The sequence below is a fragment of the Synechococcus sp. R55.2 genome, from assembly GCF_047462075.1.
GTDB lineage: Bacteria > Cyanobacteriota > Cyanobacteriia > Thermostichales > Thermostichaceae > Thermostichus.
The window spans coordinates 1-18,776 of the sequence record NZ_JANSIH010000138.1 but is presented as its reverse complement, the minus strand read 5'-3'; the positions used below and the strand labels follow the sequence as shown (position 1 = coordinate 18,776).

Annotated in this window: 15 protein-coding genes; 11 read left to right on the top strand and 4 right to left on the bottom strand. The window is 59.9% G+C overall.

Features of this window, described 5'->3' with window-relative positions; all coding sequences use genetic code 11:
- Positions 1-88 precede the first annotated feature (88 nt).
- From NW838_RS05205 to NW838_RS05190, 4 genes are read left to right on the top strand one after another with little or no spacing between them, the layout of a single operon-like run.
- Positions 89-637, top strand: a complete 549-nt coding sequence (locus NW838_RS05205; protein ID WP_011430974.1) for a chemotaxis protein CheW — start codon at positions 89-91, stop codon at positions 635-637.
- Positions 638-685: 48 nt separating this feature from the next.
- Positions 686-2,923: a methyl-accepting chemotaxis protein gene (locus NW838_RS05200; protein WP_011434293.1), complete on the top strand. Its 2,238-nt coding sequence runs from the start codon at positions 686-688 to the stop codon at positions 2,921-2,923.
- Position 2,924: 1 nt separating this feature from the next.
- A complete protein-coding gene (locus NW838_RS05195) occupies positions 2,925-5,696 on the top strand; it encodes a hybrid sensor histidine kinase/response regulator (RefSeq protein WP_011434294.1) in 2,772 nt (923 codons plus the stop codon).
- 3 nt (positions 5,697-5,699) lie between these two features.
- On the top strand, positions 5,700-6,182 hold the full coding sequence (locus tag NW838_RS05190; RefSeq protein ID WP_011434295.1) for a hypothetical protein: 483 nt from the start codon (positions 5,700-5,702) through the stop codon (positions 6,180-6,182).
- Here the strand turns inward: NW838_RS05190 and NW838_RS05185 are convergent.
- Positions 6,158-6,709: a hypothetical protein gene (locus NW838_RS05185; RefSeq protein ID WP_414356841.1), complete on the bottom strand. Its 552-nt coding sequence runs from the start codon at positions 6,707-6,709 to the stop codon at positions 6,158-6,160. The genes NW838_RS05190 and NW838_RS05185 overlap by 25 nt on opposite strands.
- A 136-nt stretch (positions 6,710-6,845) precedes the next feature.
- Between NW838_RS05185 and NW838_RS05180 the strand changes: the two genes are divergently transcribed.
- A complete protein-coding gene (locus tag NW838_RS05180) occupies positions 6,846-7,823 on the top strand; it encodes an acetyl-CoA carboxylase carboxyltransferase subunit alpha (protein WP_414356843.1) in 978 nt (325 codons plus the stop codon).
- A 306-nt stretch (positions 7,824-8,129) separates the two neighbouring features.
- Here NW838_RS05180 and NW838_RS05175 read toward each other — a convergent pair whose 3' ends face one another.
- Positions 8,130-9,905: a phospholipase D-like domain-containing protein gene (locus NW838_RS05175; RefSeq protein ID WP_414427627.1), complete on the bottom strand. Its 1,776-nt coding sequence runs from the start codon at positions 9,903-9,905 to the stop codon at positions 8,130-8,132.
- A gap of 159 nt (positions 9,906-10,064) precedes the next feature.
- Here NW838_RS05175 and NW838_RS05170 point away from each other — a divergent pair, with 159 nt between their 5' ends.
- The 4 genes from NW838_RS05170 to NW838_RS05155 all read left to right on the top strand — a co-directional run bounded on the left by NW838_RS05170 (position 10,065) and on the right by NW838_RS05155 (position 13,205).
- A complete protein-coding gene (locus tag NW838_RS05170; RefSeq protein WP_011434299.1) occupies positions 10,065-10,616 on the top strand; it encodes a fasciclin domain-containing protein in 552 nt (183 codons plus the stop codon).
- Positions 10,617-10,673: 57 nt separating this feature from the next.
- Positions 10,674-10,871 (top strand): hypothetical protein, encoded by a 198-nt coding sequence (locus NW838_RS05165; RefSeq protein WP_414356846.1) that lies wholly within the window; start codon positions 10,674-10,676, stop codon positions 10,869-10,871.
- A 210-nt stretch (positions 10,872-11,081) separates the two neighbouring features.
- The gene (locus tag NW838_RS05160) at positions 11,082-12,584 is read left to right on the top strand and encodes a DUF697 domain-containing protein (RefSeq protein WP_414427626.1); all 1,503 of its coding nucleotides are present in this window, start codon (positions 11,082-11,084) and stop codon (positions 12,582-12,584) included.
- A gap of 267 nt (positions 12,585-12,851) precedes the next feature.
- The gene (locus NW838_RS05155; protein ID WP_414349734.1) at positions 12,852-13,205 is read left to right on the top strand and encodes a DUF6464 family protein; all 354 of its coding nucleotides are present in this window, start codon (positions 12,852-12,854) and stop codon (positions 13,203-13,205) included.
- Here the strand turns inward: NW838_RS05155 and NW838_RS05150 are convergent.
- A complete protein-coding gene (locus tag NW838_RS05150) occupies positions 13,202-14,662 on the bottom strand; it encodes a BCD family MFS transporter (RefSeq protein WP_414427625.1) in 1,461 nt (486 codons plus the stop codon). The genes NW838_RS05155 and NW838_RS05150 overlap by 4 nt on opposite strands.
- A 169-nt stretch (positions 14,663-14,831) precedes the next feature.
- Here NW838_RS05150 and NW838_RS05145 point away from each other — a divergent pair, with 169 nt between their 5' ends.
- Positions 14,832-16,169, top strand: coding sequence for a hypothetical protein (locus NW838_RS05145; RefSeq protein ID WP_414427624.1), 1,338 nt, complete (start codon positions 14,832-14,834; stop codon positions 16,167-16,169).
- Between the two features lie 235 nt (positions 16,170-16,404).
- Positions 16,405-17,871, top strand: a complete 1,467-nt coding sequence (locus NW838_RS05140; protein ID WP_414412658.1) for a hypothetical protein — start codon at positions 16,405-16,407, stop codon at positions 17,869-17,871.
- 108 nt (positions 17,872-17,979) lie between these two features.
- On the opposite strand, the gene NW838_RS05135 is transcribed toward NW838_RS05140, so the two are convergent.
- Positions 17,980-18,776: RNA-guided endonuclease InsQ/TnpB family protein (locus NW838_RS05135; RefSeq protein ID WP_414427623.1), on the bottom strand; the 797-nt coding region annotated here is incomplete at its 5' end.

The following is an 18,776-nucleotide window of genomic DNA, read 5'->3' as shown; positions in this document are numbered from 1 at the left end:
TGCTGAGCTGCGCCTCCAGTTAGGATCCCTGTGATTATCACGAATTGTTCTTAGGAGATGTCTTAGAATTGGCAGAGCGAGAACGGCAATGGCGGTAGCTTTCTCCCCACACAGCCCTACTTCTACCCGTACCGGCGAGCTGTACTTACATCTACAGTTGGGGGTAGACTGTCGGGCCCTTTTGCCCATGGCATTTGCCCAGGAAGCTCTAATTGTTGGCCCGCACCACTTTACCCTTCTCCCCAACCAGCCCGCATGGGTGCTGGGCTTGTTCAACTATCGCAATCGCATTCTCTGGGGACTGGATCTGCCGCAATTTCTCGGCCTAGAGCCCTTGGACTTTGGGCAGCCCGAACACCACTTGGTGGTGATGCGCCCAGAATTTGGGGGCTCTGCATCGCCAGTGCGAACAGGCTTGGGCCTGGCAACCCAACACGTGAAAGGAGTAGCTCGAGTGCCCGCCGAGGAGATCCAACCCTTAACAAAAGCCCAGGCAGCACAAAACAACTTTCGACTGGAGAACTTCTACGACTCTTGCAAAGGGCTGGTGTTGGAAGGGGATGAGCCTCTCTGGGTGCTCGACCCTCTTGCCATTGTCCAAAAGCTCAACTCAGTTGATTCCTCGGCAAACCCTTGATCTTGGCGACCTTTTCCCCGACTTACCCTCACTTAAAGGCAAAATTCTATGGTTTCCTTCCGTCCCCTCTTTCTCAGGCCTGCTCCATCTTCCCGGCCCCAACGCAAAGTCGCGGGATCCCGCCTGGCCCTGGCAATCAGTTTTCCTCTGGGCATCAGCTCCCTGCTGTTTGCCGTCTCTGCCGGCAGCGTAGCCCGCACCTATTTCGAGTTCAAGCCGGCGATCTCGCGGCAGTTCACCCTGCAAAACCTGAGCGATCAGGTGATCTATTTGGATGAAGTCTTGACCATGTCTGCCCGCATGGCCGCTGCCAGCGGGGATCTGTCCTGGGAAGAGCGCTACAACATCCATGTCCCTCAGTTGGATGAGGTGCTGGCGGAGATTCAGCAATTGGATCCCGCCTCTTACGAAGCCTATGCAGCCAAAACCACAGCAGCCAACATCAAGCTGGTGGAGTGGGAAGTGCAGGCTTTTGATCTGATTCGGGCCGGCGAGCAGGAACGGGCTTTCAACTTGCTGCACAGCCCTGAGTACGAAGAGCAAAAGCGCATCTACGCCGAAGGGATCAACCAAACCCTGGAGGCCATTCGCAGCAACATTCAGGCCAGCGTCCAGCTTTACGAGCAAAATCTGCTGCAGGCTTTGATCTTTTCCGGCATCAGCTTCCCGATTCTGCTGCTGAGCTGGGGGATCATTTTGATCCTGGTGCGCAACTTTGTGCGGGAACGCAACGCCACCTACGAGCGACAAGTTTCCGACACCCGACTGGCCCAGCGGTTTGCCGATATTGCCCGGATTCGCCAAGAGCAAGAGCTGATCGATCCCCTAACTGACTTGTTGGGCGAGATGCGCCAGCGCTTCGGTGCCGAACGAGTGGCCTTCTATCGCTTGACCGCTCCCGAAGAGGCGCAGGTTATCGCTGAATCTCACGACAGCCGCCTGCCCGACACCTTGGGCACCCTCCTCCGCAGGATCCCGGCTCCGATCCAGCAGGCTCTCCACGGCGGGCAAGTTTACGCTTTTGGCCCGGTGCCTAGGCCAGATCTGGGCGCCGACTACCTGCAGAGGCTGGCCACAGCCCAACTGAAAGCCGAGATGATAGCGCCGGTGGTGCGTGGCGATGAGCTTTACGGTTTTTTGGCAATAGGCCGCGCCCAAAGCCAGAGCTGGTCTGACGAAGAACAGAAAACCTTGGCAGAGCTGGCCAACCGCCTGGGTCAAGCTTTGGGTAACCTGGGGGCGCTGGAGCAAAAAGCCGTGGCCGCCCAGGAACGGGAGCGGTCGGAAGCGCTGCAAAGAGAGCTGCTGCAGCTTATCAGCGAGGTCACAGAAGCCTCGCGGGGGGATCTCACGGTGCGGGCGCAGCTAACAGCCGGACAAGTTGGCATCATGGCGGACTTTTTCAACGTCATTATCGAGAGCTTGCGCGACATCGTGATTCAAGTGCAGCAGGCCGCCGGTCAAGTCAACCAATCCATTGGTCGTGACGAGGCAGCCATTCGCGAGTTGGCCGAAGCCGCTCTCCGACAGGCCACCCAAATCGAAGAGACCTTGCGCTCTGTCGAGCAAATGACGCTCTCAATCGAGGAGGTAGCCGATAAAGCCCAACAGGCCGCCACCGTTGCCGAATCTGCCGCCGCCACGGCCATCAACAGCAGCTTGACTATGGATCGCACAGTGCAAAACATCCTGCAACTGCGGGAAACGGTGGCCGAAACGGCCAAGAAGGTGAAGCGGCTGGGGGAATCTTCCCAGCAGATTTCCAAGGTGGTGTCCTTGATCAACCAGATTGCGCTGAAAACCAACCTCTTGGCGGTGAACGCCAGTATCGAGGCAGCCCGTGCTGGCGAAGAAGGGCGAGGTTTTGCGGTGGTCGCCGAGGAAGTCGGGGCACTGGCGGCCCAGTCGGCAGAAGCCACCCGCGAGATCGAGCGCATTGTGGAAGGGATCCAACGGGAAACCGGCGAGGTGGTACAGGCGATGGAAACCAGCACCGGCCAGGTGGTGGAGGGAACCCGCTTGGTGGAAGCAGCCAAGCAGAGCCTGGGACAAATTGTGGAAGTCTCGCGGCAGGTGAACCAGCTCTTTCAGGCCATTGCCCGCTCCACCGATGCCCAGGCAGATGCATCTCAAACGGTGCGCCAGTTGATGCAGCAAATCGCCAACATTGCCGCCCAGACGGCGGCAGCCTCGCAGCAGGTGGCCAACTCTCTCCAGGCTACGGTGGCGGTTGCCCGTCAGTTGCAGACTTCTGTGTCCACCTTCAAGGTGGGGGAGGCGGTTTAGCATGGGGCCGAATCCCACTTCCCTCGACCCACGCGAGTGGCAGGTTAGGCTGCAGTTTTTGGACGAAGCCCAGGCTTACCTCGACACCCTGGAGGCAGGGGTGTTGGGCCTGGGATCCCAGAGTTTGGATCGCCCCCGTTTGGATCGCTTGCTGCGGGCTGCTCATTCCATCAAGGGCGGGGCGGCCATGATGGGCTTTCCGGTGCTTAGCGACTTGGCCCATCGCCTGGAAGATGGTTTCAAGATCTTGCAGGTGGATCCCCAAAAAGCCGACCCCGCAGTGGAGCGCAACCTCTTGGCGGCGTTGGATTGCATGCGCCAAATAGCCCAGCAGCACCGCCAGCAGCGGCTTTTGGACGAATCTTGGCTGGCAGAGCGGGTGCAGCCTCTTTTCGATCAATTGCGAGAGCAGTTGGGAGAGTTGCAGCCTGAGGACAACGTCCAAGTCCTGGCAGCAGAGGCCGGGGGCGATATGCGGGTGCTGCTGTTTGCAACCGAGGTGGAGGCCTGTCTGCAGCGGTTGGAAGGTGTGCTGGCCCACCCCGAGCAGCCCTGTTTGCGGGAGGAGTTTCTCATTGCTGCCCAAGAGCTGGGGGCGCTGGGGGAAATGTTGGATCTGCCTGCCTTTGCCACCCTGTGCGGCTCAGTAGTCCAAGCTCTGGAGACGCTGCCGCCAAATGCCAAGGAGCAGGTGTTGCCCGTTGCTCAGGCGGCTTTACAAGCTTGGCGACGCTCGCAGGCCCTGGTGCTGGTCGGTCAGGTCGCTCTTCTCCCCAGCTCCTGGGATCCGGCAGAGCCTCCAGTTTCCCCCCCGCCAGAAGCCCCTCCCCCTGCAATGGCAGGAGCCACCGAGCTGCCGGATTCGATTCCAGCCGGGGCCAAAAGCGCTGCCGAGATGCTACGGGTGCCGGCTCGCCCTCTGGAACAGTTGGGGGAGCTGTTGGGAGAGCTCATAGGGGAGCGCAACCGCTTAAACAGTCGCCTGCAACGGCTGCGGGAGCTGGTCAGCTTGTTCAAACGGCGGGTTCGCACTCTAGAAGAAACCAACAGCCGCCTGCGCAGCAGCTACGACCGCGTCGCTGCCACCGTGCCTGCTTCTGTGCTCTTGAAAAAAGAAGGGGATCCCGGCCTGACCTTGGCCGATACCTTTGACCTCTTGGAGATGGATCGCTATGGAGAGATGCACCTGCTGACCCAAGAGGTGATGGAAACCGTTGTGCAAATTGATGAGGTAACCCACGATATCGACACCACCCTGCAGGAGACCGAAGGCAGCGCCCGCCAGCTCAGCCGCCTCTCCAGGCAAATGCAAACCCGTCTCGACCAGGTGCGCATGCAGCCTCTATCGGATTTGACGGATCGCTTCCCCAGAGCGCTGCGGGAGCTGAGCTTAGCCCATGGCAAGCCCGTGGAGCTGCGGGTCTTGGGGGGATCCACCCTAATCGAGCGCTCGATTTTGGAGGCCTTGGCGGATCCCTTGTTGCACTTGGTGCGCAACGCCTTTGACCACGGCATCGAGGCTCCAGACACCCGCCTGGCCCAGGGCAAGCCGGCCAAGGGCCTCATCGAAATTGCCGCCAGCCAACGGGGCAACCGCACTCTGATCACGGTGCGAGACGATGGGGCAGGGATCTGTCTGGATAAAATCCGGGCCCGCGCCTTGCAGATAGGGTTTTCCGCTGCCGACCTGGCTGAGGCCAGCTCCCAGGAGCTGCTGGAGTTGATCTTCCAGCCGGGCTTCAGCACCGCCGAGCGAGTCAGCGAGCTATCTGGACGGGGAGTGGGTCTAGACGTGGTACGCACCAACCTGCAACGAATTGGCGGCCAGGTGCAGGTGGAATCTTGGCCGGGACGGGGCACGCTGTTTACCCTCACTCTGCCCGTTTCTTTGAGCGTCACCCGCGTGCTGCTGACAGAATGCCAGGGGTTGATGTTGGCTTTTCCGGCCAACGCAGTGGAAGAATTGCTTATCCCCCCGCAGTTGCCTGCCGATTCCTTTCTCTGGGAAGGGGAGCAGATCCCTTTAATTCCTGTGGGCCACTGGTTTCGCTTCGCGCGCTGGCAGCCTCGCCGGGAAATTGACGAGACCCCCCTTCTCGACCGACCTGTGGTGCTGCTGGTGGTAGAAGACAACCGGCCCTATGGCCTGTTGGTGGATCGCTTTTGGCGGGAGCAAGAGGTAACTCTGCGCCCGGTGGAGGGAGGTCTGCCTCTGCCGTCGGGATTCTCCGGCTGTACGGTTTTGGCCGATGGGCGAATCGCTCTTTTCGTGGATCCGCCTGCCCTCTTGAGCTGGCTGCTCGCCCAGCGGGATCAGCCCTGTCAGTCGGCAAGGGATCCCCTTCCCCAGCCCAGGTTTGCCGCCCAGCCCACCCTGCTGGTGGTGGAAGATTCGGTCAACGTGCGCCGCTTCTTGGCCATGACCCTAGAAAGAGCAGGGTTCCGGGTTGAACAGGCTCGCGACGGACAAGAGGCCCTCGAGCACTTGCAGAGAGGAATTCCCATCCGAGCGGTGATTACCGACATTGAAATGCCGCGGCTGGATGGCTTTGGCTTGCTGGCCCAGATTCGTGCCCACCCCCTGTATGACCAGCTTCCCGTGGTCATGCTCACCTCCCGCAGTGGCGAGAAACACCGCCAACTGGCCCAGCGGCTGGGAGCCAGCGCCTACCTCTCCAAGCCCTTCCAGGAACAGGAGCTGATCCAAAAGCTGCGGCAACTGCTGCAACCAGCCTCTTCGGCACCTTCCACCGGCGTTTTGATGGCGAGGTAGTCCATGCCCCTGCTTTCCCCTCTGCGCCTGCGTCGTCTGGCTCGGCAAGAACAACTGAGAAACCGGCAGACCTTGATTACTTTCCAACTGGGCTCCTACTGCTTCGGCCTCCCTGTTGATCGGGCGCGGCGAGTTTTTAGCTGGGCAGAGTTTCAGCTTGCTCAGGAGGGCGGCCCCCAGCTTTTGGATACCGGTCGTTTGTTGCTGGGCCGAGGGATCCCTTTTCAACCGGAAGGGGTTATTCTGTTGCAGCCAGGCAGTTCTGAGGACGGATTGTCCGACCAGATCGACAACCCAGAAACAGGGGCTCTGCCCATTCCCACTCAGCCCCTCCTGCGCCGTCTGCCCTCTTCCCAGTTGCAGCCTCTCCCCAGCCGCTATGCAGCTCAGGCCCGCCAAAGGGGTATTGTGCAGTGGATCCCGCCAGTTGAAGGTCAGCTCCCCCTGTTGGTGTTCGACCCTCATCTCTGGCCTGCCTGTTCTTGAGAAGGGAGAAGGGGCAGTTGCAGCTCTGGATTCTCCACGCGGGTTAGCTCCCAGCGGAAGTGCTCCCCACCCCGTCGCTGCCAATTCAATTGGAAGGGTTGCTCCAGCGCATTCACCTGATCTCGCGTCAGGTTGGCCAAGGGGCCGCCGGATCCCTCGATCACAAACCAGAGAGTGGCCTGTCCTTGGCGACTGGGATCCCCTGGGCCGAGCTGCACCTGCAGCGCTTGGGGTTGGAGGCGCAAGCGAAAAAATTGCCCGAAGATCTCGCGGCTGTAGGCCAGCGCCCGCTGCTTATCCAGGCCCCAACCATCGCTATAGGCCTCAGAGACCAGCATCTCCACCTGATCCCAGTTGCGCTGCTCCACCGCCCGCAGCAATCTCTCCGTGTGGACGCGGATTTGTCGCTCAGGCCGCCCGTATTGCCAAAAGGCTCCCACCCCGATAGCCAAGACGACGGATCCCACCACCCCCCAGCGCAGCCAGGGGGGAAGGGGTGAAGGGGGAGAAGAGACAGAAGCAGACAAGGGATCCCTCTTGGGCAGTAGGGGGATTGCTCCCTCTAGCCTACGGGATCTACATGTGAGAAGATCAAAGCCTGACCCCGAAATCTGTGCAGCCTCTGCCGGTCACAGCACGCTCCCGAAATTTAGCCAACCGGTCATGACCAAGTCCAACGACCGCCTACTGCTGGAGTTTGAGCAGCCTGTCGCCGCCCTAGAACAACGGATTCAGGAAATTCGGGCCTTGGCAGAAGAAAACGACATCGATGCCTCTGAGCAAATTCGCCAATTGGAAGCCAAAGCCGAAGAGCTGCGCCGTGAGATCTTCAGCCAGCTCACGCCGGTAGAACGGCTCCAGGTGGCCCGTCACCCCCGCCGCCCCACCACCCTGGATTACGTACAGACCATCTGTGACGACTGGTTTGAGCTGCACGGGGATCGCCACGGCCAGGACGATCCAGCCATTGTGGGCGGGTTGGCCAAGCTGGGGGATCAGCCGGTGATGATCCTAGGCCACCAAAAGGGTCGCGACACCAAAGACAACATCCACCGCAACTTTGGGATGCCCAATCCCGCCGGCTACCGCAAAGCCCTGCGGCTAATGGAACATGCCCACCGCTTCGGCCTGCCCCTGCTCACCTTCATCGATACGCCGGGGGCTTACCCAGGCGTTAAGGCGGAAGCCGAGGGCCAAGGAGAGGCCATTGCCACCAACCTGCAGACCCTTTTCCGGCTGGAGATCCCCATCATCTGCACTGTCATCGGCGAAGGGGGATCGGGCGGAGCCTTGGCCATTGGGGTGGGCAACCGCATCCTGATGTTCGAGCACGCCGTCTACTCCGTGATCTCGCCGGAAGGCTGCGCGGCTATTCTCTGGAAGGATGCCAAGAAGGCTCCCCAAGCGGCGGCAGCCCTGCGCATTACCGCCCAAGACCTGCTGCAACTGGAGGTGATCGACGAGATCCTGCCAGAGCCGGTTGGCGGCGCCCACCGCGCGCCCTTGGAAGCTGCTCAAACCCTCAAAGAGGCTCTTCTCAGGCATCTCAAGGAACTTTCTAGCCTGAGCGGGCGAGAATTGCGCGAGGAGCGCTACCAAAAGTTTCGCCGCATGGGAGCGTTTCTGGAGCTTTCTGAATAGACTTATGCATCCCTGATTTATAGTCGTTTCAGATTAGGGTGAGACACCTGGGCCATTGATCGCGCCAGCGGGACGGAGTCCTTGAAAAGCCTTTTGGCCCCCTGCATTATTGCTCTGCAACGCCGATGCGACCAACATTTTAGGCGTGGGTGCAGTGTCCTGGTTTGAACTGAAATGACTATATTTGGGCTATATTTGGGGTTTAATTTGGGGTTTATTCGAGGGGAGAGGCCCTTTAGGAGCTGCTCTGGGATGAACTTCCGAAAGCACTCCGCGCCCTCAACCTGACCAAGAGGGGGCTAACTCCTACCAGGTTACCCGATCCCGCAGTTGCTCAATCCGGGCTGGGCCAATGCCATTGACCCGTTGCAGATCCTCCAAAGAGGAGAAGGGGCGGGCCTCGATAATGCGCTGCGCCAGGGCGGGGCCAATGCCGGGCAACTGTTCCAGCTCCGCCGCCGTGGCCGTATTCAGGTTAACGCGAGGGGATCCCCCAGGAGACGCCACCGGAAAAGCAACCGACGGGGAAGGGGATCCCGCCTCAGGAGGAAGAACGACCTCGACTTCCAGCAGCTCCGGCTCCGGTTCAGGCAAGGAAGCGGCAACGGGGACGGGGTTGGGGCAGCGACGGGACGCCTCTTCTGCCTGCTGTTGCAGGCGGCGGCTGGGGCCAAAGCGGGCATCGGCAATGAGCCGGTCGAACTCCCGCACAAAGTGATCCACCACTCGGCTATTGCGGATGATCAGGAGGTTTTCATCGTTGACGTGATTGGCGGCCATCGACCAGTTGTGGGATCCGGTGATCACGGTGGCGTTGGCGGTGCCAGGATCGACGAGGGCAAACTTGTGGTGTAGCTTGTCCCCCAGGGCCAGGTTGGGTGTCCCCACCGATTGGGCGGGCGTTGTCCAGGGCAGGCGGGCTGGATCCACGGTACAGTCTTCGCCGGGCAGCAGGAGCCCCCACATCTCCAGGGTGCGGCTGTAGTCTCGGAAGGCAAAACCGGGGTCGAACACCCCGCGGATTTCTACGTTGCGCTCCTGGCGCAGTTGCCTGAGTTGGTTGGCAATGCCCGGATCCGTAAAGACGAACAGAGCCAGATCCACCTGTTGCCGGGCTTGGGCCAGGGTGGCGGCAATAATGCCGTTGGAGGTGGCTTCGTAGGGCAGGGAGCGACTGGCAGGAGAAAAGTGAACCCTCACAATGGCATCGTCAATGTACACCGTTTCCAGGGGACGCTTGAGCTTTTGCACGCCGAAGCGGCTATCGGTCAAGCCACCGGGGCCATCGCCCCACATGAGATCGAATTCCTCGGTGTAGAGGCGGGCCAGCTCCGGGCTGTCCAGCAGCAGCAGATGGTTGGCATTGCCGACACTGCCAGGCGCATCAAAGTCCCCGTGAATATCAGAGAGGGTGAAATTGGCCGAGCCGGTCAAGACTTTCTGCCCGTCGATCACCACAAATTTGTGGTGCATCAGGCCACTGCCCTTGGAACCATCGGCGGTATCGTCCAGCCAGGGCACCTGGCCTCCATCCAGCAAGGCGTACACATCCCGCGTGGCGACCTCCTCAGCCGAAAACCGTCCATCCCGGTTCACATCCACCAGGTTGCGGTACTCCTCGAACTTGCTGCGGCTGCGCTCGTCCAGCGCCCGCACTTGGTCAGGGGTGAGTTGGTGCCAGGCCCGCACGTAGGTGTTTTCGGTAATGAAGCGCACCGGGATCCCGGCCTGTCGTCGCTCCACTAGGGCTTGGGCAATGAGCGGTAGGTTCAGCTCTTTCACGGCAATATCCACCGACTGACGAGCGGAGCGAATCTGGGAAATGATCAACTCTTCCAGGTTGTAGCCGTAGCGGCGGATCTGGCGGTAGGGATCCCGATAGGTGCTCTCGCGGCTTTGGTTGAACACCACCCGGATACGGGGGTGCTGCGGCAGAGGGGCCAGGGTGGGCAGCTCCGGCTCTTGGGGGTAGGGTCTGGGCCGAGGACCCACCCAGTAGCCGATCAAGACCAGAACGAGAAGCAGAGCAACCCAGGGCAGCCAGCGGCGGAGTTGCCGCAACCACGACGGGATCCCGTTCATGGCCTTTCTCCTCTCCAGCAATCACACCCCCAGGATACCGAACTTTATCGCAGCCACTTCTACGCGAAGGCGATCCCTGCTCTGCTCTACAGCTAACCGTGCGAGAGCGGCTGCTACCCCTAAGATGATGACAAATGTTTTAGAGTATTAACTTTTGTTATGAACTACAAAGCCCTCACCCTTGGGCTGACGGCGGCTGCTTGCTTAGCCTTGGTAGGCTGTGCCAGTTCCAGCAGCGATACGGCCATTGCCCCGCCGACGCCTACCCCAACTCTCTCTCCCAGCCCTACGCCGCTGCCCAACCTCGTCGCCGTTGCCGCCGCCAACCCCGACTTCAGTACCTTGGTGACGGCCCTGCAGGCAGCGGGCTTGGTGGGGACTTTGCAGCGGGAAGGTCCCTTCACGGTATTCGCTCCCACCAATGCTGCTTTTGCCGCTTTGCCCCCTGGCACGGTGGAATCTTTGCTGCGACCTGAGAACCGGGCAGAGCTGGTGCGCATTCTCACTTACCACGTGGTTCCTGGCTTGGCTCCTTCCAGTGCCCTCAGATCCGGCCAGCAGGTAACGACTTTGCAGGGATCCCCCGTCACCGTCACGCTTCTTGAGGGCGGACGGATTCGCATCAACAACGCCAACGTGATCGCCGCGGATATTCAAGCTTCCAACGGCATCATCCACGTCATCGACACCGTCTTGATCCCGCCTCGCTAGGGGTTTCGGGCATCATAGGATAAAGTCAAGTTCGGCGGTTGACCGAGGAGGCCCGGCGTGGAAAGGCCGAAGTGGGTAGCCATTGTTACAGGAATCCTGGCCATTACTCTGGGGGTGGGCTACTTGCTGCTGGTGCAGCTATTGGACTATCGCGGCGGCCAATTTTTGCCGGCACCACTGGATCCGCCAGGGATTCTGGGAGAGGGACTTAGGCTTTTGTTGGGGATCCCTGGCTCATTTGGCCGGTTGAGCTGAGGGTGTTTTTGACTTCCTGCTTCCCCTTCCTCTTTTACTTGCGGGTGGCTGATCCCCAGCAAAACTCTTGACAAAATTGTATGCTCAGCTACAGCAAGCCCTATGCTGGAGAAGCGGTTGCAGATTCAGTTGACAGCGGGGGCTGTCCTCTGGGATGACTGGTCGATTTTGGCTTTTTGATCTGGAGATCTGGGCAGGCTGTGGGTTGGGATGGTGCTGTCGCGCTCCACTTGGGTGTGGTTGTGGGCAGGGCTGGGTTTGGCGGCCCTGAGCCAATATCTGCAGTGGGTTGGCGGGATCTACAGCTTCGTGGCTCCCCACTCCGAGCCTCTTGCGGATCTGGTGGTGGGCGCCATCCTTGGGGGGACAGCAGCAGCAGGTCTGGCAGCGCGCCATTGGTGGCAGCAGGCTCGCCGACGGCAAAGTGCTCCAAGTCAGCGGACACAACCGCTGCGGCGGGTTAAGTTAACTCGGAATCAGGTGCAAGCCGATCTGGAAGATGCCGATCGCCTGATCCAGAAGCTGCAGAATGACATCAGTCGCCGTGCCCTGCGTGCCAAGCTGCAAGAGATCAATCAGCGGCTTAACCAGGAGGAATTGCATCTGGTGGTGTTCGGCACCAGTTCCGCCGGCAAGACCTCGTTGATCAATGCCTTGATGGGCCGACCAGTGGGCGAAACAGCCCCCACCCTGGGCACCACCCAGCAGGGATCCATCCACACCTACCAATTGGAGGGCTTGAACAGCCCCATTTCCCTCACCGACACACCTGGGCTGCTGACGATTGGAGGGGCAGGGGAAGCGGAAGCCCGCGCCTTAGCCCAGAAAGCCGATCTGCTGATCTTGGTGGTGGCCGGGGATCTGCTGGCTTCGGAATATGCCGAAATGCTGGAGCTGGCCCGGCTGGGCAAATCCACCATCCTGGCCCTCAACAAAACCGATCAGATGCTGCCGGAGGATGTGGAGACCATCTTGACCCATTTGCGCCGGCGCACTGCCGGTGTGATCCCCGCCGAACAGGTGGTGGCCATCGCCGCCGATCCAGAACCCCTGAAGGTTCGCTACTACTCCGAAGATGGCTCTGTGCGGGAAACTTGGGAGCCGCAGCCCCCCGATACGGAGGCCCTCATCCAACAGATGGCTCAACTGCTGCAGCAGAAGGGATCCCACCTGCGCTTGGCCAATGCTCTGTTGCAAACCCGAACCTTGACCGAAGCTGCCCAACAGGCCCTACAGGAGGAGCGCTGCCAGCAGGGTCGTCAGATCGTGGAACGGATGCAGTGGGCCACCGCTGCTGCCCTGGCGGCAAACCCTCTTCCTGCTTTGGATGTGCTGGCAGGAGTAGCCATTCAGGCACGCATGATCGGGGAACTGCACCAGGTGTTTGACCGACGCATTACCTTGCGCCGGGCCCAGCAAATTGCCCAGAGTTTGGCGCAAATGGTGGTGCAACTGGGGGGGCTGGAGCTGGCTACTCAGGCTTTGGGCTCTCTGCTCAAGGCCAGCCCCTTGATGGTGATGGGGATCCCCCTGCAGGCAGTGACGGGGGCCTATCTGACACGGGTGGCGGGGCTCAGCTACCTAGAGTGGCTGTCCTCTGGGGATCCCTGGCAAGAGGAAATCCTGCAAGAGCGGATTAGGCAGCAGCTCCAAAACCGTCATCCTCTGGCCTTTCTCACCCAACTGGCCCGCCAAGCCCATTCCAACAGCTAGTCGAAGCATCCATCTTTTCGCCGCCACAGGCCCAACCTATCCCGTTCTCCGCCCGCTGCGGAAAATCCATTACACTGAGTACAGCTTTTTCTAACTTAACTTTGTAGAAGTTCTGTAGATTAGCAGGCTCCAGGTCACACAAGAGAGAACATTTGTACCAGCCATACTCAGTGTTGCCGGAAAAAGTTGCACAATTTGTTAATCACAAGTCAAGCCCAGTCCATCATTTTGTAGTCTGCTGCCCTAAACTGGCTCCGTTTGCGCCTTATGTCTTCCATCAACCCGACCTTGCCCATTCAGTGGATCGACGCGGATTCGGGAGAGGTGGTGGAAGAATGCCCTTGGGAGAGCAGTCCCCATCCGGGCACCTACGTCCAACTGGCAGAGCAGCACTACCTGGTTCTGGAAAAGCGTCATTCCTACCGGCTCCGGCAAGGCAAATACCACCTGTGTGGGATCCGCGCCCTGGTGCGTTCGGTCACCCCACCTCAGGAAGTGGGAAGGTTCCTGGGGGATCCCTCCTGTCGGTTTAATGCTCACTCGCCCTTGCTGCGTTGTGCCGTCAACCCCAGCGGGCCCTGTCAGGGCTGCCCCCACTACGAGTCGGCCCCGCGTTGCTAGCCCTCCAGCTCCAGAGCCAACACCTGGGTCAGCGCACGGTTGGTCTTTTCGCGAAACTCGGCCACGCTCACCCGTCCCAGCAAATACACGGCCAGCAACATCACCGCTGCCTCCACCCCAAAGACGGTGGCATAGGCAAGCACTGAAGAAGTGGGGAAGAGAATGCGCCCCAAATCGAGCAAAGCCCCGCCGAGCAAGGTGGAAACCGCCTGGGACATGGCCTGGGCCAGACCCCAAGCCCCGATAAAGGTGCCTGCCGTCTCCGCTGCCGTCAAGTCCAACATGAGGGTAATGGCGCCATTGGTGGTGATCCCAGAAGCCAAGCCAAACAGGATCATGCACAGCTGCAGCAGCCGTGGATTGCCTGTAAACCCTGATGCAATGGTCAGCCCAAAAGAGATGGCCACCAGCAGACAGCCCAGACGGGCCGTTGTCTGTTTGCCCAGCTTGGGCACAATGAAAAATCCGGTCAGCACAATCCCTGCCAAAATACCCAGGCTCCAAAAGGCATTGAGCTGGGTGCTCTGGGCCACCGTCATGCCAAACACCTCGCCGCCGTAGGGTTCTAGGATCGGCTGTTGGATAAACAGGCCCATGGTCATCAACACCAAGAAGCCGAAAAAGATCAGGGTTTGGCGGCTGGCGGTCAGCACCTTGATGGCCGTGCCAAGGGTGATTTGGTCTTCCCGTCCGGCCAGGGTGGAACGGGATCCGTAGCGGGAATAGCGCTTTTCCACCCCCCAGGTGGCAACCACCCCCAGCAGGATCACCACGGCTGGAATGATGATGAAGAGGCGATTAATGGTGCTCTGCAGGTTGTCCGGATCCAAGCCCCGCAGCAGAACTGCCGAGCCAATGGCCCCGCCGGCAATCCCCACCATCAACATAGACCAGACGATCCCCACCAACTTAGAGCGGTTGTCCTCGTCTGACACATCCACCAGCAAAGCCGCAAAAGGCGTGGAGCAGGCGCTGAGGCAGAGACCATAGAGGGCAAACATCAAACAGGCCAAGCCTACCCAGCCATAGGTGGCTCCAGACCAACCCGTGGCCGCAAAGCTCTCCCCCAAACCCCACACCACCTGCACCCCCAGGAAGATGCAGACCGCAAACAGCACCGATCCCAGACGCACATAGCCGGTGCGATGCAGGCCAAACAGGGGCTTGGCATCCGAGAGCTGCCCAAACCAAACCCGAGCCGGGGAGACCAACTGGTGCATGGCCAGGGATCCCCCCACCACCGTTGCCGGGATGGCCAGCAGATCCGTGTCGATCATGACGCGGTTCAGCACTCCCAGAGTGAGCAGCGACATCATTCCCAAGCCCATTTGAAACAGGCCCAGGCGGAACATGACATGCAGCGGCAAAGACTGAACCTGCACCTGAGGCTCTGGAGAAGCTGGAGTTACAGAAGCCACAGAAGCGTTGACCTCGGGATCCCGGCGGATATTGGCCATGATCTGGAATGATTCGAAAGGGTGCTACAGCTTTTTATCGTAGCCCAGGCAGCCTGGGATCCCGGCAAAAGCATGGGGTTGCCAAAAGCGAAACCGCCACGTCCTCTCCCCTTTTGGGAGCTATTGTCAGGGTATAGTCCCCCAATTTCCAATCCTCAGGAATATTGCTATGCGCGCCCCCATCCCCTGGCTGCTGAGTTCACTGAGCTGGGTGGGCATTTCCCTGGCCGCTCCGCCGATGGTGTCTACTTCTCAGGCAACCCCTATGGATTTTCCCCTCCACCAGTCCCTTTCTTCCCCCTCGCCTTCAGAGTGGGCAGAGTACTTGGCCTACAGGCAGGTGATTGACCAGACGATCTCCATGACCTGGGATCCGCAAGCGCGAGCCTTGGCAAAGCAGTATGGGCTGGATATCGTCAACATCACCTGGGAAGATACCGGACGCCACAAGGGATCTGCCCTTGGCCCCAACATCAGCGACATGACCATCCAGGTACAACAGCTCAACCCCAGAACGGGTCACTACGAGCTGAGCCTGATGCCGGTGATCCGCTACCCCAACTTTGCCGATCTGTCTGCCGACCTGCCCCTCGACAGCCTACAGGTGCTGGTGGGCAACGAAAAAGGAAAACCCCTGCAACCCGTGTCGTTGCGAGAGCTGCTGGGGAATCTGCGCCGCTACTTGCACGATCCTGGCTCTTGGGCCGGCAACCGGAACTCCCTGCTGGCTCCACGGGATAGCCATGTGTTGGTGAGCGCCCAGGCCGCCTTTTTGCCCATCCCTGCCGGGGGATCCGCTCAATTCAACCCGGTGCTGTTCAACTACCAATCCCATCCCGGCAACCCAGCCGTGCTGGCAATCTTGGCCACCCGCGAGGGCACCAGCATTACGGTGATCGAGAACCGCACTGAAGATAAGGTAGATAAGGTGGGCGAAGCTATTTGGGGCCAGCGCCTTTTCTTCAACCAAAATGGTGAACGGGCCAGCCTCACCGGGCAGCGCCTCAGCGATTTTCGGGCCGAGCAAGCCGCCGACCCAACCCCTCAGGATCCCGATGCTGCGGAAGTGGCAGAAGAAGCCCTGAACCTGGTGATGGTGATCCAAGTACCTCTCCAGCAGCGGCAGCCGCCGCGAAGGGAAGTTGAGGATATCTCTGTCAAGTTTTTCGGACGCGCAGCCGACCTGGCCGGCCTCAGCAATGTAGAAGCCGCTGTCATCGGACATGGAGAGGTAGAGGGCCCCTTCACCGAGATCAACAACCTGGACATCGAGCGGGATCCTCGCTTTCCCATTCGGGTCACGGTCCAGTTCTACAAAGCCACCGACAATGGTGTGGTCTCCGCCGAGGACATGGCCCAAATTCACCATCAAATTGCCCGCGTCTACCGAGAGGCCGACTATGTGGGCAGCTTGGTGATTCAGCCGGATACAGGCCGACCTACGGAGTACGACCGCGATGCAGAGACAGAGCGCCCCTTTCCCTTTCCTGGGTGGCCGTGGCGTTAGGGCCTGCTGCGCATTCTTCCCACAACCTGCAAGCGAGGGGCAGCATCTTCTCGCCCTAGAGTTTCTCTACTACACTGACAACTGACCTGGTGCCAAGAGGAGGGGGTGTCGGCCCGATATCCTCGGCAAGGTCTGGGTCTGTAGAGGCGGTTGCCAAAGTATCCTCTTTTGAGGCGGAGGTGCTTGCCTGTACCAGCTCTTGCCCAAGGCAGTGGGGAGTTTTTCCTGCAACACTATGGCTGACGCAGTTCCCGTTCGGCGCTACGACCTGTTTGTGCAGGCTTCCCGGCTGCTGCAGCGCTACCGGCAGCTCACGCCGGAACTCCGTCCCATAGGGCTAGAGGTGGCTCTGGCCATCCAGTATCACCGCGCTCAGGCCGGATCGGGATCCCTCTTGCCTTGGGTGGGATCCCCCCGCGGATTACCCTTGCAGCAAGTGGCCCAGCGCATTTGCGACCCGTTTTACAGCAAAACCCATCCTCTTTTGCCGACCCTACCCGAAACTGGCGAGCCTTTGGTGTGGCCTCTGTTCAACCAGGGGGAAAACGGTTTGATCCGGCCCCTGGCCCCGAGCAAAGTGGGCGGGAAACTGGCGGAACGGCGCTGGCTCAAAGCCTGCAACAGCCAGGAAGGGATCGGCTGTCATGCCTTGGCGGCCCACCTGTGGCAAGACGAGCGCTTTTTGGCCGAAGACCGGGATCTCTGTCCTTTCCGCCTTTATGATGGGCGCTACCCCTTGAGCGTGGATCAAGGGCGACAGACCTGCGGCTTTGACGATCACCCCTGTGGCTGGCAGCCGGGACACCCCAAAATGTTGCAGGTGGTGGGCAAAGGCAAACAGGCCGAGATCCTGCTCCCCCACTGGACGGATGACATGTGGACGATGCTCATTCCCTCCCATCGTCCGCTGCCGATTTACCCGCTCTTGGTGATGCTTTACTTTGGCCAAGAAACTTTGCAAAAGGGGCGGAGCAGCCTCTCCATCGAGCAATTTCGTCTGGATTTTCAGTTTAGCCAGTCTCAACTGCGCCTGTTGTTCGACACCCACCCTGAGCACCCCTTGAATCGACACCTGCTTACCTGGGCTCAGCAGCCAGAGGTGGAGTGGGGATCCACAGAACTCTTGCCCCAGATGCCGCCCCTCCTGCATCAACCTGCTGGGGGCAAGGTGGTTTTGGATCCCGATGAGCCGCCCCAGTTCCGCAGCAGTGGGATCCCTCACAGCGCCGGGACAGACCCGCTGATGGCAGAACGCCGCCGTCGACGTCAGTTGGAGCGCAGCGAGCGCCACAACGAGATCTTGCACCAGTTTCGCCGCTGGTTCCGCCTGGCAGGATTGGAAGTCCGGGAGGATCAGCATACCTTTGACTTTTTGGCCGTGGCGGACGGGCATCTGCTTTTGGCCGAAGTAAAGCTCCTGCACCACAAGGATGCGGCAGAGGCTTTGCAGGAAGTGGTGGGACAGTTGCTCTACTACGAGCGCTTTGCCCTTGGCCCCTGGATCGAGCAGGGCTTTTCCGTCCAGAAGGCCGCCGTTTTCGATGGACCGCCGCCGGATCCCTATGTGCGATTTCTAGAAGACCTGGGCATTGCCACCTACTGGATCAACGAGCAGCAGATGATCGATGGGCCAGAAAACTCTTTACGCCTGCTGCGCCAGATGGGGGTGCGGGTACGACCGGATCCCGAATTGGGGGATTAGGGGAAAAAGCCTGCCCATGTTCTCCCCTGAGTTTTGACTCAGGCGGGGGTAACTTCTTGTCTTCTTAAGCGTACCTTAACTGCCCCTTTACTCAGATTCCTTCGTAAACTACCCGACCCTGACTGCTTCGCAGTACAGGGCGGGCTTAAGGCAGCCCTGCAGTTGGCAAGCCAACCACGGACCTCTAGGCTGGTTTACGGCAGCCCCCAAAAGCGCAATCACCTTCGCACCGTTAAAATCCGCATCCCCTTCCCAACCGCAGTGCCCGCATTTGAACTGCTTACCCTTGCGATAGGATTGAGCGGAGTCGGGATGAATATGCAGGCACTTGTGGCAGATCTGCGAGGTATAGGCCGCAGGGACAGCTACCACTTTGACACCCGCCCTCACAGCCTTGTATTCGATAAACCGCCGCAGCTGGTAGAACGCCCAGCTATTGCTACGCCGCCGCTCCTCACGACTGCGGGGCTGCCGGTTGGTACGCCCCCGGATGCCGCTTAAGTCCTCAATTGCAATGCAGGCAGAAAGAGATTGAGCTGCTTTAACGATGCGCTTAGCGATACTGTGGTTCACCCAAGCTTGAAAGCGTCTCTCTTTGCCAGACAGCCGTTGCAGCAGTTGACGGCATCGCCGCCTGCAACTGCGGGTGCCCTTACTGGCCTTGCGCTGAAGAGACGCTCTTAACCGACAGTAGTGATCTCGGACTTTGTTCAGCTGCTGTCCATTCCAGTTGTCTCCTTCGGAGGTATGTGCAATGTCTCGCCGTCCCAGGTCAACACCAATCACCTTGTCGGTGTTCTGTTGCTTGGGGGGCTCTGCCTCGACACAAATCTGGATGGAGTAGGAGCCGTCCTTCCGCTGGACTAGGGTGGCCGATTTGGGGTTAGAGCCAGCCAGCATTCCCC

Bases quoted from the DNA above. Each gene is read 5' to 3' on its own strand.
- NW838_RS05205 (WP_011430974.1), top strand. From the start codon at position 89: ATGGCGGTAGCTTTCTCCCCACACAGCCCTACTTCTACCCGTACCGGC.
- NW838_RS05170 (WP_011434299.1), top strand. From the start codon at position 10,065: ATGAACTACAAAGCCCTCACCCTTGGGCTGACGGCGGCTGCTTGCTTA.
- NW838_RS05195 (WP_011434294.1), top strand. From the start codon at position 2,925: ATGGGGCCGAATCCCACTTCCCTCGACCCACGCGAGTGGCAGGTTAGG.
- NW838_RS05180 (WP_414356843.1), top strand. From the start codon at position 6,846: ATGACCAAGTCCAACGACCGCCTACTGCTGGAGTTTGAGCAGCCTGTC.
- NW838_RS05160 (WP_414427626.1), top strand. From the start codon at position 11,082: ATGGTGCTGTCGCGCTCCACTTGGGTGTGGTTGTGGGCAGGGCTGGGT.
- NW838_RS05145 (WP_414427624.1), top strand. From the start codon at position 14,832: ATGCGCGCCCCCATCCCCTGGCTGCTGAGTTCACTGAGCTGGGTGGGC.
- NW838_RS05200 (WP_011434293.1), top strand. From the start codon at position 686: ATGGTTTCCTTCCGTCCCCTCTTTCTCAGGCCTGCTCCATCTTCCCGG.
- NW838_RS05140 (WP_414412658.1), top strand. From the start codon at position 16,405: ATGGCTGACGCAGTTCCCGTTCGGCGCTACGACCTGTTTGTGCAGGCT.
- NW838_RS05150 (WP_414427625.1), bottom strand. From the start codon at position 14,662: ATGGCCAATATCCGCCGGGATCCCGAGGTCAACGCTTCTGTGGCTTCT.
- NW838_RS05190 (WP_011434295.1), top strand. From the start codon at position 5,700: ATGCCCCTGCTTTCCCCTCTGCGCCTGCGTCGTCTGGCTCGGCAAGAA.
- NW838_RS05155 (WP_414349734.1), top strand. From the start codon at position 12,852: ATGTCTTCCATCAACCCGACCTTGCCCATTCAGTGGATCGACGCGGAT.
- NW838_RS05175 (WP_414427627.1), bottom strand. From the start codon at position 9,905: ATGAACGGGATCCCGTCGTGGTTGCGGCAACTCCGCCGCTGGCTGCCC.